The organism is Acinetobacter sp. AOR14_HL, from assembly GCF_027855175.1.
Lineage (GTDB): Bacteria > Pseudomonadota > Gammaproteobacteria > Pseudomonadales > Moraxellaceae > Acinetobacter > Acinetobacter calcoaceticus.
Window position 1 is genome coordinate 41,779 of the sequence record NZ_JAKTII010000013.1, and the last position, 15,283, is coordinate 57,061.

Below are 15,283 nucleotides of genomic sequence, written 5' to 3' on the forward strand. Positions count from 1 at the left end.
AATATGCATCTTACGCGCTTAAATATTGAACGTGTGCGTAATTTAAAAACGGTTGCACTCCAAGGGTTGCAACCGTTTAATATATTTTATGGCGCTAATGGTTCAGGAAAAACCTCAATTCTGGAAGCAATTCATTTGCTTGCAACAGGGAGGTCGTTCCGCACTCATATTCCTAAAAATTATATTCAGTATGCGGCCGAAGATGCGATTGTCTTTGCACAGTCTAGTACTGAGAAAATTGGCATGCAAAAGTTGGCTTCTGGTGAGCAGTTGATGAAAGTCAATGGCGACACCGTGGCTACCCAAGGCCAACTTGCTAAATTACTTCCTTTGCAGCATCTTGATCCACAAAGTACAGACATTATTGACCATGGTGCAAAACCACGACGCCAACTTTTAGATTGGCTGATGTTCCACGTGGAACCTGAGTTTTATTTTGCGTGGCAATACTATTCGCGTGCATTAAAACAACGTAATACTTTACTTAAAACCCGAAGAAATTTGTCTTTGGCTGATTTAGAGCCTTGGAACAAAATGCTGAGTGACTATGGCGAAATTTTGCACTCTCAGCGCTTGGGTATTGTGGAACAATGGAATATCTTTTTTCAAAATGATTTGAGTCAATTACTCCCTGATCTTGAAATTGAACTGGAATACAGTCCAGGTTTTCATACCGAGCAGGGACTCATGCAAGACCTGCTTAATCAACACCAAAAAGACATCGAACGACGTTATACCGAATATGGTCCACATCGCGCAGATTTGCGCTTAAAAACGCCTTATGGACATGCTGATGTGGTTTTATCAAGAGGTCAGAAAAAACTGCTGATTATTGCCTTAAAACTGTCACAAATTGCAATGTTGCATGCGAGTAATAAGGAAACTGTGGTATTATTAGATGATCTGACAGCAGAATTAGACTTAACCGCACAACAACGTTTAATTGAACGATTAAGCCAACTTGGTAGCCAGGTTTTTATGACAACTTTAGATCATGCATCGGTAAAAAAACATTTACATGATTTGTCTATTTCATATCAATTATTCAATGTTGAATCCGGTCAAGTTAGTCTTGCTTCACCATAATTTTTTGATGTTACCCATCTTTGAATAAACCTATATTTGCTAGGGAGAAACCATGAGTTCAGAGTCTCAATCAGCCTCTCAAACAGAACAAACCAATGAAAAGGCTTATGATTCCTCTAGTATTAAAGTATTACGTGGATTAGATGCAGTTCGTAAACGTCCGGGTATGTATATTGGGGATACAGACGACGGTACCGGTTTACACCATATGGTATTCGAGGTAGTCGATAACGCAATCGATGAAGCTTTAGCTGGGCATTGTGATGAAATTATTGTCACTATTCATGAAGATGAATCGGTGAGTGTTTCTGATAATGGTCGTGGTATTCCAACAGATATTCACCCTGAAGAAGGTGTTTCTGCAGCGGAAGTAATTCTTACCATTCTGCACGCAGGCGGTAAGTTTGATGACAACAGTTATAAGGTTTCAGGTGGTTTACACGGTGTAGGTGTTTCTGTAGTAAACGCACTTTCGAGTAAATTACATTTAATGATTTCTCGTGCTGGTCAAGTGCATGAGCAAGAATATCAACACGGTGATCCGCAATATCCATTACGTGTGATTGGTGAGACGGATAAGAGTGGTACAACAGTACGTTTTTGGCCAAGTGAATTAACATTTACCCAAACCATTTTTAACGTAGAAATTCTAGCACGCCGTTTACGTGAGCTTTCATTCTTAAACGCGGGCGTACGTATTGTATTACGCGATGAACGTATTAACCTTGAACATGTATATGACTACGAAGGTGGATTATCTGAGTTTGTAAAATACATTAACGAAGGTAAAACTCATCTAAATGAGATTTTCCATTTTACTGCGGATACAGATAACGGTATTGGTGTAGAAGTAGCCTTGCAGTGGAATGAAAGTTATCAAGAAAACGTTCGTTGTTTTACCAATAACATTCCTCAAAAAGATGGTGGTAGCCATTTAGCTGGTTTCCGTGCAGCTTTGACGCGTGGTTTAAACCAATATCTTGAAAATGAAAATATTCTCAAGAAAGAAAAAGTCAATGTAACGGGCGACGATGCACGTGAAGGTTTAACCGCTATTATTTCGGTAAAAGTACCTGATCCAAAATTTTCATCTCAAACCAAAGAAAAACTGGTATCGAGTGAAGTAAAACCTGCTGTTGAGCAAGCAATGAACAAAGAGTTCTCTGCTTACTTACTTGAAAACCCGCAAGCTGCAAAGTCAATTGCTGGTAAGATTATTGATGCTGCACGTGCGCGTGATGCTGCACGTAAAGCGCGTGAAATGACGCGTCGTAAGAGCGCACTTGATATTGCAGGTTTACCAGGCAAGTTGGCAGATTGTCAGGAAAAAGATCCAGCACTTTCTGAATTATATCTTGTCGAGGGTGACTCTGCGGGCGGTAGTGCCAAGCAAGGCCGTAACCGTAAAATGCAGGCTATTTTGCCGTTGAAAGGTAAAATCCTGAACGTTGAACGTGCACGCTTTGACAAAATGATTTCTAGTCAGGAAGTGGGTACTTTAATTACTGCTCTCGGCTGTGGTATTGGCCGTGAAGAATATAATCCTGACAAGCTGCGTTATCATAAAATCATTATCATGACCGATGCCGACGTTGATGGTTCGCATATTCGAACTTTGTTGTTAACGTTCTTCTTCCGTCAAATGCCAGAATTGGTTGAGCGTGGGTATATCTATATTGCACAGCCACCTTTATACAAATTGAAAAAAGGTAAGCAGGAACAATACATCAAAGATAATGATGCATTGGAAAATTATTTAATTTCAAATGCGATTGATGAGCTATCTTTGCATACCAATGCTGAAGCACCATCAATTACAGGTGAAGCACTTGCTAAAGTCATTCAGGATTATCAAGTTTCGCAAAAGAGCTTACAGCGCTTAACGTTACGTTATCCAGCTAGCTTACTAGATGCTTTACTTGAAATAGAAGCATTCAAGAGCGATCAAAATCATGATGAAGCTTATGTACAACAATGGGCTGATCAAGTAAAAGAGATCATTACAAGATTACAGCCAAGTTTACGTCCGGAAATTACGCTAGAGTCATTTGAGCGTGAAAATGCTCAGGGTGAAAAATCTGCGCATTATTGGCCGCGTATTACTGTATATGTTCATAACTTGCCACACGCATATTTGCTTGATGCAGGTTTATTGAACTCAGCTGAGTATGCTCGTTTGCTGAAAAACTCGAAGAGTTGGTTCAGTTTGCTGGAAGATGGTGCTTATTTACAAAAAGGTGATCGCCGTATTCAAGTGGCTAACTTCCATCAAGTTTGGCAGCATATTTTGCAAGATTCCCGCCGCGGTATGATGATCCAACGCTATAAAGGTCTTGGTGAGATGAATGCTGAGCAGCTTTGGGAAACGACAATGGACCCTGAAAACCGTCATATGTTACAGGTAACCATTGACGATGCGATTGAAGCAGATCGTATGTTCTCTTGTTTAATGGGTGATGATGTGGAACCACGTCGTGCATTCATTGAAGAGAATGCTTTAAATGCTGATATTGATGCTTAATTCATAACATGATTCTAAATCAGTCTAAGGAGAGAAGATGATGGGTCAGAAATTGTTAGCTAGCTTATTAATCTCATGTGTTTTTTTAGGAAGCTCTGCTGTTTGGGCGGCTGATTTAGAAACGAATATGAAAACTTTAGCTAAGAGCACTAAAGCATTTGCTGAAGCGAAAGATGCTGCTAATGCGAAACAACAGCTTGTTGTAATGCGTGAAGCAGCAGTTTCTTCTAAGCAATCTTTGCCTCATAAACTTGAAGGCTTGCCATCAGAAAGTGAAAAGGTAAAAGAGTACCAAGCTGGTTTAGATCAGCTTGTTGCCGAGATTGATAAAGTAACAGCATTGGTTGAGCACGGACAGTTAGATCAAGCAAAAACTGAAGCAATGAATTTAGTAAAAATTCGAAATGAAAATCATAAAAAATTTAGATAATCTTTTTTATGATGATTTAATAAAAGGCTTTGTTTAATTTTAGACAAAGTCTTTTGTTTTATAAGAAAAATAAATTTGTAAACTGCTATTCTCTTGGATACTCATTTATTACAAGAGAATATAATTTTGAAAAACACACAAAAACTTTTATACATTGTAATCTTATTTTTTAATTGCTTATTTCAACTGCATGCTGCCACAGCACCCACTTTTTACGGAAAATTAGTATTTCATCGTTATAGTGATTATGACGCATGGGACAGTAAGCTTTATCTTTATAATCTCACAACGCAGCAAACCACATTACTGGGCACAAACTGGAAAATTGACCACATGATGAATGGTCATTTTTCTCCAGATGGAAAATGGCTCACTTTTATGGGAGTTAATTCGGGACAGCATTATGGAGATGCATGGGATGTTTATGCTTGGAGAGTTGGAAGCACGGAATTACCAATCAATTTAACCCAAGGGAATAACAAGCGGGATGAAGATCCTAAATTTATAGATAATCAGCGTATTATTTTTAAGCAAAATGGCGATTTAAAAATCGTTAAAATGACTGATCGCACGATTACTTCTGTCACTCAAAATGGTTGGGATATCGAAGAGTCAATGCCTTATCCAATGGTCAATACTACGCAAATCTTATATGCCAAAGGTGCAAGTAGTAATTCTAGAATTTTTAGTATTGATCAGTCGGGTGCATATGATACACAGTTAACCAATATTGCCTCATATTATCCAGTATGGTGGAAGGGAAGCCAGTTTTTATATGTGCGTTGGTATAGCTCAACAAATGCTCATGATCAGATCTATGTTTATGATACGGCCACCAAACAAACCACCCGTTTGCCTTTTAATAGTACAGACGTAAATACATCAGATCCGGCCCCTTTAGATCAGCGGTATATGGTGGTTTCTTTAGCGGGGCAGACAGGAAGCCGTGGCGGTTATGATTTATATATTGCAGATAGTTTATCAAGCAATGTTTGGCCTTTGCCAATCAATACCAATTTGAATGAATTAGGGGCTTTTTATACCCCTTATTAATTAATAAAAAAGCCGATTAAGAAATCGGCTTTTTTATTTTGAAAAATAGATTAATCAAAAGAGGCTTCCATCTCTTCTAATTCCATCATGAGCTCTAAAAGCTGTTCTTCATATTGCTCAAGTTTAGCTTTCAGCTCAGTCTGTTCATTCATAAGCTTGAGTAGATCATCCTTACGTGCTGCATCATATAAAGATGTATCTGCTAAAGACTCTTCAATTTTGGCAAGTTGTGGTTGAAGTTTCTCAATTTGAGACTCAATTTTTTCGATATTTTTACGAATAGGTCTGGTTTGTTCACGACGGCGAGCTGCTTCTTTACGCTGTGCTTCTTTATCGACTTTAGTGGGAGTAGGAGCGGCAGAGGAAGAATTATTCTGTGCTACAGCAGTCTGAGCATTGATGAGTTGCTGACGTGCTTCACGTAGCCATTTTGCATAATCCTGTAAATCACCTTCAAACTCTGTACATTTGCCGCCGTGTACCAAAAGAAGCTCGTCACAAACACTTGCAATGAGTTGACGTTCGTGGGAAACCAATACGACAGCGCCTTCAAAATCTTGTAATGCCATGCTCAATGCATGACGCATATCAAGATCTAAATGGTTCGTCGGTTCATCCAGAATCAAAACGTTTGGACGCTGCCATACAATCAGTGCGAGGGCCAAACGAGCGCGCTCTCCACCAGAAAAGGTTTCACATGGAGTATCCATGCGTTCACCACTAAAGCCAAAACTACCTAAAAAAGAACGTAAGGTCGCTTCACTAATTTGTTTACCTGCTAAACGGGCAATTTGTAACATTGGAGTAGCATGGCCATCTAAAGCATCCATTTGGTGCTGTGCAAAGTAACCAATATTAAGTAACTCTGATGCCTTGCGTTCACCAGCTAAGAGCGGTAAATCACCCACTAAGGTCTTAATTAAGGTCGATTTACCTGCGCCGTTCATACCAAGTAAACCAATACGAGAGGTTGGTGTAATTTGTAATCTGATTTTTTCGGCGATTTGTTTATCGCCATAACCAATGCTGGCATTGTCTAAAGTCAGTAACGGCGAACTCATTTTGGTTGGTTCACGGAAACTGAACGTAAAAGGTGTATCAATATGAGCTGGAGCGAGCTCTTGCATGCGCTCAAGTTGTTTAATTCGACTTTGTGCCTGACGAGCTTTAGTCGCTTTTGCTTTAAAACGATCAATAAATTTTTGTAGGTGAGCACGTGTTTCTTGTTGCTTCTCAAAAGCTTGTTGCTGCTGAGCAAGACGTTCACTACGCGTGGTTTCAAATGTAGAGTAATTTCCGGTGTAAAGCGTTAGTTCCTGATTTTCAATATGCAGAATATGATCTGTAATCGCATCTAAAAAGTCGCGGTCATGCGAAATTAGAATGAGTGTACCTTCATAGGCTTTAAGCCAATCTTCTAACCACAAAATTGCATCTAAGTCTAAGTGGTTTGTTGGTTCGTCTAGTAATAATAAATCTGAACGGCTCATTAGGGTACGCGCCAAATTTAAACGCATACGCCATCCCCCAGAGAAACTCTCAACGTTTAAACGCAATTGATTTTCTAGAAAACCAAGACCAGCCATAAGCTGAGCTGCTTTAGATGGCGCTGAGTAACCATGAATTTCATCAAAGCGGCCATGCAATTTAGCTAATTCAAAGTCACTCAGTTGATCTGGTTGAGCAAGCTTATTTTGAATATCCCAAAACTCTTCATCACCTGAGAGAACAAAATCAATTGCAGGCATGTCTAGTGCTTTTATTTCTTGCGCCATATGCGCCACGACCCAACCTGAAGGACGAGTAAGTGAACCTTCATCTGCGCCTAAGCTACCCAGTAAAGCTGCAAATAAGGTTGATTTACCAGCACCATTGACCCCAGTCAGACCAATTTTCCAACCTGGGTGTAATTGCATAGACGCTTTTTGAAATAGAATACGTCCACCGCGGCGTAAAGAAACTTGGTCAAATTGAATCATCTTATTGTATCGAGGTGAGTGAGGAATGCCGTATTTTAAAGAGAACTGCCGATGAAAACAAAACTTTCCGGATTTTAGTTAGAAGCGGACAACAATTGTATACATCGAAATATTCTAGGTTCAGCTATTCATCCGAAATGTCTTCAATATTGAACAAGATAGAACACTTTTTTAAAAAAATGACTAAAATAAAAACAGTTTAAAGTTTGGTTGATTAATGAGCTACTAATAAAACTAGACTAGGGAAAGTCAAATGAAAAAAAGATTGGGGATAATTAGTGCAGTATTTTGCTGTGCTATGGGAACAGCACATGCGGGACAAAATGTGTGTGTATTTGATTTATTAGGGAAGTCAGGTGAATCTTATAAAATGATGGAAGAGTGGGCGCTTGCAGCAAAAGACTGGCAAGCTGATATCACCTTAATTCCATTTCAAGATGAAGCTCTGGTGGACCGTAGACTTCGTGAAGGCAAATGTGATGCTGCTTATATGACCTCCATGCGGGCACGAAACTATAATAAATTTGCAGGTTCTATCGATGCGATTGGTGGGGTAACCAGTAATGCTATTGCGCAAAAAGCGATTAGCTACGTTTTAGATAAGCGTAATAAACATCGCATGGTGACTGCTCAGAATGGAACAAATTATGAGGTTGTCGGTATTGTTCAGATTGGTCTGGCATATTTATTTGTAAGAGACAAAAATCTGAATTCCATTGAAAAAGTTCGCGGTAAAAAATTCGCTATTTTGCATTATGACCTTGCTCAAAAAATTATGGTAGAAAGTGTAGGTGCGCAGCCTATTCCTTCTGAAATTAATGATTTTGTGAAAAAGTTTAATAGTGGACAAGTCGATGCAATTGCTGCGCCTGCTTATGCTTATAAACCACTAGAGATTGGCAAAGGTATAGGCACTAAAGGGGCCATGTTTAATTTTCCAGTGGTGAATGTTACTGGAGATTTAATTGCGAGAACTGATAAGTTGCCTACAGATTTTGGCATAAAATCACGTGATTGGTTTATACAAAAATTACCTCAAAACTTTGCCATGATAAAGCAGTTAGAAATGGGCGTACCGTCAAAAATTAAAATGAATTTTTCAGCAGAAGATAAAACCAAATATCAAAAACTTTTGCGAGAGGGGCGTCTCAACTTAACCAAACAGGGTGTATATGATGCGACCATGATGAGTGTACTTAAGCGTGCTCGCTGTACAGTCGAACGGACAAATTTTGAATGTACGCTTAATGGAGAGTAGATTATTTTTTCATCACAAAAACCCTACATATATTTCCATACTGAATATGGGTATGAAAATTGTGAATATAAAAAGTAACTTACGGAAACGTAGAGATTTTTATCACTAATAAATAATTTAAATTGAACAAACAATGGTTCAATTAGATAAAAAAATTGAGTAAATGCTCTATTTTTTTCTAAAAAACATGATTAATATCTGTCTTTGAAAGGAAACTTCAAACAAAAAATCTGTTCCGTGGAAGGATGAAGAAAATGAAAAAAATCGTACTTGCTATGGCTGCCGCTTCTGTTGTTGGTTTTTCTGCTTCAGCGCAAGCAGCGAGTACCGTGTGTGTATTCGACCTCTTAGGAAAAGCAGGCGACTCATATAAAATGATGGAAGAATGGGCTCTAGCTGCAAAAGGCTGGGGTACTGAAATTAACTTAGTACCTCGTCAGGACGAGGCTGTTGCTGATAATGATTTTAAAGCTGGTAAATGTGATGCTGTAGCAATGACAGCAATGCGTGCACGCCAATATAACAAATTCGCAGGATCTATCGACTCACTTGGCGGTGTTCCAAATAACCAAATCGCTCAACGTGCAATTACCTATGTATTAGATGCGCGTAATGCAGCAAAAATGACCACTAATATGGGTGGTAAAAAATACGAAGTAGCTGGTATTTCTCCGCTAGGTTCAGCATTCATTTTCGTGCGTGACAAAAACATCAACTCTGTTGAAAAAGCTGCGGGTAAAAAATTCGCTGTACTTGGCTATGACGATGCACAAAAAATTATGGTGCAGCGTGTAGGTGCTCAAGCAGTTCTTTCTGATATTTCAAACTTTGCTGCGAAATTTAATAATGGCCAAGTAGATATGGTAGGTGCGCCTGCTTATGCTTACAAACCATTAGAATTAAATAAAGGTTTGGGTGCAAACGGTGTAATGTGGAACTTCCCTGTATTACACGTTACAGCTGATCTAGTATTACGTTCTGATAAATTCCCAGCTGGTTTTGGTCAAAAATCTCGTGACTGGTTTGTTAAACAGTTGCCTAAGAACTTTGCAATGATCAACCGTTTAGAAGCTCAGATTCCTGGCAAATACAAAATGAATTTAAGTGCAGAAGATAAACTTAAATATCAAAAAATGTTGCGTGATGGCCGTATGGACTTAACTAAACGCGGTGTTTACGATGCAGGAATGATGTCTGTATTGAAAAAAGCACGTTGTTCTGTAGACAAGGCTAACTTTGAATGTTCAATGCCTGGTGAATAATCTTAATTTCTCTAAAAAAGCCTAGACTTAGTTCTAGGCTTTTTGTTTTGTATATGCTGTCAATTCTGCCATTGTGGATAACTAGAAAGACGTTAAGCTAAATTTAGATAAAAACTTCATAAGGAAACATGAAGGTATAAAAATGGATCAAGGACTTCTGTGATTAAAATAATTGCTAATAGATAGGTCAATCGCTATCTATTTTTCATGGAAATAAAATCATAAAAGCAAAATGGATCCGTAAAAATATCTTCAACATGATTTTTTATATGAAGCCTATCCGACTCATACCATTTCGGTGTGAAATTTCTTGGTATCGAAAAACAAAAACTCCACAAGGAAAGGAAAAAGAATATGCAATTTTCCAAAATGCTATTACTTGCGATGGGACTGACCACAGTTTCTTTTGCAGCTCAGGCTAAACAAACAGTATGTGTTTTTGACTTCGTTGGTAAAAATGGTGATGTCTATGCGCTGATGAAGGATTATCAACTTGCAGCAAAAAACTGGGGAGCTGATATCGAACTGAAAGTAAACCAGAATGAAGCCGTTATTGCTGAAGATTTTAAAGCAGGCAAATGTGATGGCATTAGTGTGTCAGGTATGCGTGGTCGCCAATTTAACTCGTTTACAGGGTCATTAGACGCAATTGGTGCCATTCCTGACCTCAAGCTTGCTGTAAAGGTAATGCAGGGTTTAGCGAGTCCGACTTTTAGTAAATATATGGTTAACGGCCGCTATGAAGTTGTAGGTGTTATTCCAGTTGGCGATGCTTATCTTTTAGTAAATGATCGCAGCATCAATACAGTAGCGAAAGCTGCAGGTAAAAAAATTGCAGTTCTTGACTATGATGAAGCTCAAAAAATTATGGTTCAGCAGGTAGGCGCGCAAGCTGTTAGTGCCGATATAACGAATTTCGGTGCTAAATTTAATAACCATCAGGTAGACATTATTGGTGCGCCAGCGGCGGCCTTTAAACCTTTGGAATTACAAAAAGGTTTAGGAACAAAAGGGGCGATCGTAAACTATCCGATCTTACAGGTGACAGGAAATATTATTATCCGTCCTGATAAGTTCCCAGCAGGTTTTGGTCAGAAATCTAGAGAGTGGGTTTCGGGTCAGTTACCACGTGCCTTTACGATCTTGGGTAAAATGAAAGCTGATATTCCACAAAAATACTGGATGGATGTTCCACCAGCAGATAAACCGGGTTACCAAAAGCTCATGCGTGAGTCACGAATTAGCCTTACACAACGTGGTGTATACGATAAACGTATGATGAAACTATTATGGCAATTCCGTTGTAAGCAAGATGCTAAAAACTTCGAATGTGGCTTACAAGACGAGAATTACAAATAATCTTGATAAAAATACTCAAGATTCGCTTTAAACTTCGAAGACAGACCCTATATTGATTATGCTATACTCAATATAGGGTCTTTTTTATTTTGAAAGGCACAGCAAAATCCGAGGAACAATCATCATGAATGCCCAAGCTCTAGTTTTGACAGATAATGCTGCCAATAAGGTACGCCAACTCCGTGATAGTGAAGGGAATGACGATCTCATGTTACGTGTGTATGTAACGGGAGGCGGATGTTCAGGGTTTTCATATGGCTTTAATTTTGCTGAAAGCGTAAATGAAGATGATGCAGAATTTGTTAATGGCGATGTAAAAATGCTTGTTGATTCACTCAGCTATCAGTATTTAATTGGCTCAGTGGTTGATTATGTAGAAGGCCTTGAAGGTTCACGTTTTATCATTCAAAACCCGAATGCAACAACAACATGTGGTTGTGGTTCTTCATTCTCGATTTAAAAAGAATTTTAAAATTTAAAAACCTCTCTATCTTGAGAGGTTTTTTTATTGATCAGATCATTACTTTTCACGGATAGATTCTAAAAAGTATTGCACAAGTTCAGGTGCATTCTGATATGGAATCCAATGCGAAGCATCCATAAAAACTGCACGATAACTATTTTTAAAATAACTTGAGTTTAACTTGGCACTTTTTTCTGTAACGGCAATATCATGTTTACCCCAAATAAAAAGAGTAGGGACATTTATTGTTTTAAACGGATTTTGAGGCTTGTCCCAAAAAAAGCCACGATACCAATTTAACGCCGTACTTAATCTATTTTCCTTTATAAACTCGATCTCGAATGTTTCAATTTGCTGCTCGGTCATGCCAGATGACTGAAGAAATTTACGACCTAATTTAGGCAACTTTTTAAATAAAACTTCAGGAAGAAGAGGCAGCTGAAAAATTGCAAAATAATAAGATTTAAAAAGTTGTTTGCTGCTTAAGCAGGCTTTTAAAAAAGCAGCTTGATGTGGTACAGAAACTAAAGTGAGATGTTGAATACATTGTGGATACTTCATTGCAACGCCCGACGCGATTGCAGATCCCCAGTCGTGCCCTATTAAATAGACTGGTTGACCCAATTGCTTAATAAAAATTGCAACGTCTTCCACCAGTTCACTCAATGAATATTGAAATCGGCTTTGAGGCCTAGCATTTAAACTATAACCCCGTTGATGAATTGCAAGTGTTCTAAATTGATGCTGATGCAATAATTCCGAGGTTTGCTCCCAACTATGAGCAGTTTCTGGAAAACCATGCAATAAAACAACGAGTGGGCCATCAATAGGGCCTGAATCAATCACATCGAATGTCCAGTCGCCACGGGTGTACTGATGGATACGTTTGGTCAGATCCATGATGAAAGTGCCTCAAATTATTTTTGTTGGCACTTATCATGAGTTTTTATGCTCATTTAAATAACAGCATTTCGGGTCAGTAAATGTGCTATGAGGTCGAATCTGACCAATCAAATCGATATGAAGCTTTATACCGCCGTGATCGTACCTAGAATTCTGAAATCTGAAGCACCTGTTACTGCTGGTAAATTACCACTTAAACCGTTTACAAAACGCATTGCTAACCATGCAAATGCTGTAGCCTCGACCCAAGTAGGGGAGATTCCTAAAACATCTGTAGGTTGAACTGACCAATTATGCTTACGTAAACGCCAACGTAATTGCTCTAATAAATAAGAGTTATAAGCACCACCACCACAAACATATACTTCACCTGTTTCCATCTCTGAGCGATAAATCGCTTTTTGAATAGCACGCACAGTAAGCTTTAATAAGGTTGCTTGGACGTTTTCAGGTGTGTCTTCTAACTCATCATAAGTTAAATCATTTCGCCAATCGATTAACTGATCATCTAACCAGTCAATATTGAAATCTTCACGTCCTGTACTTTTCGGTGGTTCTTTAGAAAAATATTCATGTGCATGAAGGCGATCGAGTAAAGAGCGGATAGGGTGCCCATAAGCTGCCCAATCACCATTTTCATCATATGGATGACCTGTATGACGATGACACCACGCATCCATCAAAATATTTGCAGGACCTGTATCAAAACCAAATACGCCGTCTGCATTGTTGGCAGGCAGCATACTCACATTAGCAATACCACCCAGATTTAAAATCACACGATGAATACTTGGATGTTGAAATAATGCTTGATGGAAAGCAGGCACTAATGGTGCACCTTGACCGCCTGCTGCCATATCTCTACGACGGAAATCTGAAACAACTGGAATTTGAGTGATTTCGGTAATGATATTGGGATCGCCAATTTGTAGCGTAAACCCATGTTCTGGACGGTGACGAATTGTCTGCCCATGCGAACCAATCGCTTTAATTTGACTACGATCTAATTGATGTTTTTCAATTAAAGTATTAATCCCGTGACCAATCATTTGGGCCAGAGCAACATCAGCTTTACCCATGCGGTCAATTTCATTGTCATCAGGTAAAGTTAATGCCATAAGCTCATCACGTAACTCGGGTTCAAATGGAACTGTAAGAGTGGCATGAAGCTGTAGTGGCTCAAATGAAGCCGCAACAATATCCACACCATCCATACTAGTGCCAGTCATTACGCCGATATAGATTGCGCTCATATGCAACTTCCCCTGCAAGACGCTGAAAAAATGTTAGTATATCGCACAAATTGAATAACTGATGTGTTTAGGTTTTGTGATGTCAAATTTCTTGCCCGCCGAAGAACAGCTTGCCCTCATCCAACGAGGCACGCACGAAATTATTTCAGAAGAAGATTTACTGAAAAAGCTCAAAGAGAACCGTCCCCTTAAAATTAAAGCTGGTTTTGACCCTACAGCACCAGATTTACATTTAGGACATACTGTTCTTATTAATAAATTAAAAACGTTCCAAGATTTGGGGCATGAAGTGACCTTCTTGATTGGTGACTATACTGCCATGATTGGTGACCCAACTGGTAAAAGCGCAACCCGTCCGCCGTTGTCACGCGAACAAGTAGAAGCCAACGCTAAAACTTATCAAGAACAAGTTTTCAAAATATTAGATCCGAATAAAACAAAAGTACGTTTTAACTCAGAATGGTTTAATCAAAAATCTGCTGCTGACCTTATTCAGTTGGCAAGCCAACAAACCGTATCTCGCATGTTAGAACGTGACGACTTTACAAAGCGTTATAGCAACCATCAGCCGATTGCAATCCACGAGTTTTTATATCCTTTAGTTCAAGGCTATGACTCTATTGCACTTGAAGCTGACGTAGAGTTAGGTGGTACAGACCAGACCTTTAACTTACTTATGGGTCGTACTTTACAAAGTCGTTATGGCCAAGAATCACAAGTGTGTATCACTGTACCGATTCTAGAAGGTTTAGATGGCGTAAATAAAATGTCTAAATCTTTGGGTAACTATATTGGTGTATTTGATACACCAGGGGCAATGTACCAAAAAGTTTTATCAATGCCTGATTCTCTAATTGAACGCTATTTCGATTTACTCAGCTTTAAATCTCTAGATGAGATCAAAACTTTATTAGATGAAATTGCTGCTGGTCGTAATCCGCAAGAAGTAAAACGTATTCTTGCACTTGAACTAGTTGAACGTTTCCATGATGCAGAAGCTGCAGCTAATGCACATAAAAGTGCTGGTAACCTTATTACAGAAGGTGAAGTACCCGAAGACACACCAGAGGTGACTATTTCACTTGGTGAGTTTGGTGGAGAAATCTTTATTGCTACGATTCTACGTTTAGCTGGCCTAAATCCGAATGCAGCTGCTGCAAAAGATGCTGTAGCTCGCGGAGCAGTAAAAGTTGACTGGAATGCTGTTGATGCAAGTTTCTCTGTAAAAGAAAACGGTACTTTCATTATTCAGTCAGGTAAGAAAGCAATTGCTCGTGTAACGTTCACTGACTAAGAAAGTTGTGTAGTGATAAAAAGCAGGAGTAATCCTGCTTTTTTTATTTAAGGATCATAAAAACAATTCAGCGTTCCACGTGGAACAATCTAAAGATCAGTAATTCAGTAATAATAAAAGAAGTAAATTAAAAATAAGAAGAAATATAGAGTGGGGTAGAGTATTTGCTCTATTATTTCTTTGGAATCTTTGGAATCTTTGGAATCTTTGGAATCTTTGGAATCTTTGGAATCTTTGGAATCTTTGGAATCTTTGGAATCTTTGGAATCTTTGGAATCTTTGGAATCTTTGGAATCTTTGGAATCTTTGGAATCTTTGGAATCTTTTGAATCTTTGGAATCTTTGGAATCTTTGGAATCTTTGGAATCTTTGGAATCTTTGGAATCTTTGGAATCTTTGGAATCTTTGGAATCTTTGGAATC

General features: G+C 38.7%; 13 protein-coding genes. 9 read left to right on the forward strand and 4 right to left on the reverse strand.

Annotation, left to right across the window (positions count from 1 at the left end; genetic code table 11):
• Nucleotides 1–3 precede the first annotated feature (3 nt).
• From recF to MKL38_RS14220, 4 genes are all read left to right on the forward strand, one after another.
• The gene (gene recF, locus MKL38_RS14205; RefSeq protein ID WP_005037760.1) at nucleotides 4–1,086 is read left to right on the forward strand and encodes a DNA replication/repair protein RecF; all 1,083 of its coding nucleotides are present in this window, start codon (nucleotides 4–6) and stop codon (nucleotides 1,084–1,086) included.
• A 52-nt stretch (nucleotides 1,087–1,138) separates the two neighbouring features.
• The gene (gyrB, locus tag MKL38_RS14210; RefSeq protein WP_017391214.1) at nucleotides 1,139–3,607 is read left to right on the forward strand and encodes a DNA topoisomerase (ATP-hydrolyzing) subunit B; all 2,469 of its coding nucleotides are present in this window, start codon (nucleotides 1,139–1,141) and stop codon (nucleotides 3,605–3,607) included.
• Between the two features lie 37 nt (nucleotides 3,608–3,644).
• The gene (cybC, locus tag MKL38_RS14215) at nucleotides 3,645–4,037 is read left to right on the forward strand and encodes a cytochrome b562 (protein WP_017391215.1); all 393 of its coding nucleotides are present in this window, start codon (nucleotides 3,645–3,647) and stop codon (nucleotides 4,035–4,037) included.
• A 126-nt stretch (nucleotides 4,038–4,163) separates the two neighbouring features.
• Complete coding sequence (locus MKL38_RS14220; RefSeq protein WP_270903569.1) at nucleotides 4,164–5,090, forward strand: hypothetical protein; 927 nt, start codon at nucleotides 4,164–4,166, stop codon at nucleotides 5,088–5,090.
• A gap of 50 nt (nucleotides 5,091–5,140) precedes the next feature.
• Here the strand turns inward: MKL38_RS14220 and MKL38_RS14225 are convergent, their stop codons facing one another.
• Entirely contained in the window at nucleotides 5,141–7,069 is a 1,929-nt protein-coding gene (locus MKL38_RS14225; RefSeq protein ID WP_270903570.1) for an ATP-binding cassette domain-containing protein, read from the reverse strand.
• Between the two features lie 253 nt (nucleotides 7,070–7,322).
• Between MKL38_RS14225 and MKL38_RS14230 the strand changes: the two genes are divergently transcribed.
• The 4 genes from MKL38_RS14230 to erpA all read left to right on the forward strand — a co-directional run bounded on the left by MKL38_RS14230 (nucleotide 7,323) and on the right by erpA (nucleotide 11,408).
• Nucleotides 7,323–8,327: a putative solute-binding protein gene (locus tag MKL38_RS14230; protein ID WP_270903571.1), complete on the forward strand. Its 1,005-nt coding sequence runs from the start codon at nucleotides 7,323–7,325 to the stop codon at nucleotides 8,325–8,327.
• Nucleotides 8,328–8,581: 254 nt separating this feature from the next.
• Nucleotides 8,582–9,589 carry a putative solute-binding protein gene (locus tag MKL38_RS14235; RefSeq protein WP_003656045.1) on the forward strand — a complete coding sequence of 336 codons (1,008 nt, stop codon included), beginning with the start codon at nucleotides 8,582–8,584 and terminating at the stop codon, nucleotides 9,587–9,589.
• A gap of 354 nt (nucleotides 9,590–9,943) precedes the next feature.
• Complete coding sequence (locus tag MKL38_RS14240) at nucleotides 9,944–10,948, forward strand: putative solute-binding protein (RefSeq protein ID WP_045437800.1); 1,005 nt, start codon at nucleotides 9,944–9,946, stop codon at nucleotides 10,946–10,948.
• 124 nt (nucleotides 10,949–11,072) lie between these two features.
• Nucleotides 11,073–11,408 (forward strand): iron-sulfur cluster insertion protein ErpA, encoded by a 336-nt coding sequence (gene erpA / locus MKL38_RS14245; protein WP_003656048.1) that lies wholly within the window; start codon nucleotides 11,073–11,075, stop codon nucleotides 11,406–11,408.
• 60 nt (nucleotides 11,409–11,468) lie between these two features.
• On the opposite strand, the gene MKL38_RS14250 is transcribed toward erpA, so the two are convergent.
• Both MKL38_RS14250 and MKL38_RS14255 read right to left on the reverse strand, forming a co-directional pair.
• A complete protein-coding gene (locus tag MKL38_RS14250; protein WP_270903572.1) occupies nucleotides 11,469–12,311 on the reverse strand; it encodes an alpha/beta fold hydrolase in 843 nt (280 codons plus the stop codon).
• Between the two features lie 128 nt (nucleotides 12,312–12,439).
• Nucleotides 12,440–13,567, reverse strand: coding sequence for an anhydro-N-acetylmuramic acid kinase (locus MKL38_RS14255; RefSeq protein WP_270903573.1), 1,128 nt, complete (start codon nucleotides 13,565–13,567; stop codon nucleotides 12,440–12,442).
• Between the two features lie 61 nt (nucleotides 13,568–13,628).
• Here MKL38_RS14255 and tyrS point away from each other — a divergent pair, with 61 nt between their 5' ends.
• Entirely contained in the window at nucleotides 13,629–14,861 is a 1,233-nt protein-coding gene (tyrS, locus tag MKL38_RS14260) for a tyrosine--tRNA ligase (protein WP_270903574.1), read from the forward strand.
• A gap of 172 nt (nucleotides 14,862–15,033) precedes the next feature.
• On the opposite strand, the gene MKL38_RS14265 is transcribed toward tyrS, so the two are convergent.
• A partial coding sequence (locus MKL38_RS14265) for a hypothetical protein (RefSeq protein ID WP_270903575.1) occupies nucleotides 15,034–15,283 on the reverse strand: 250 nt, incomplete at its 5' end.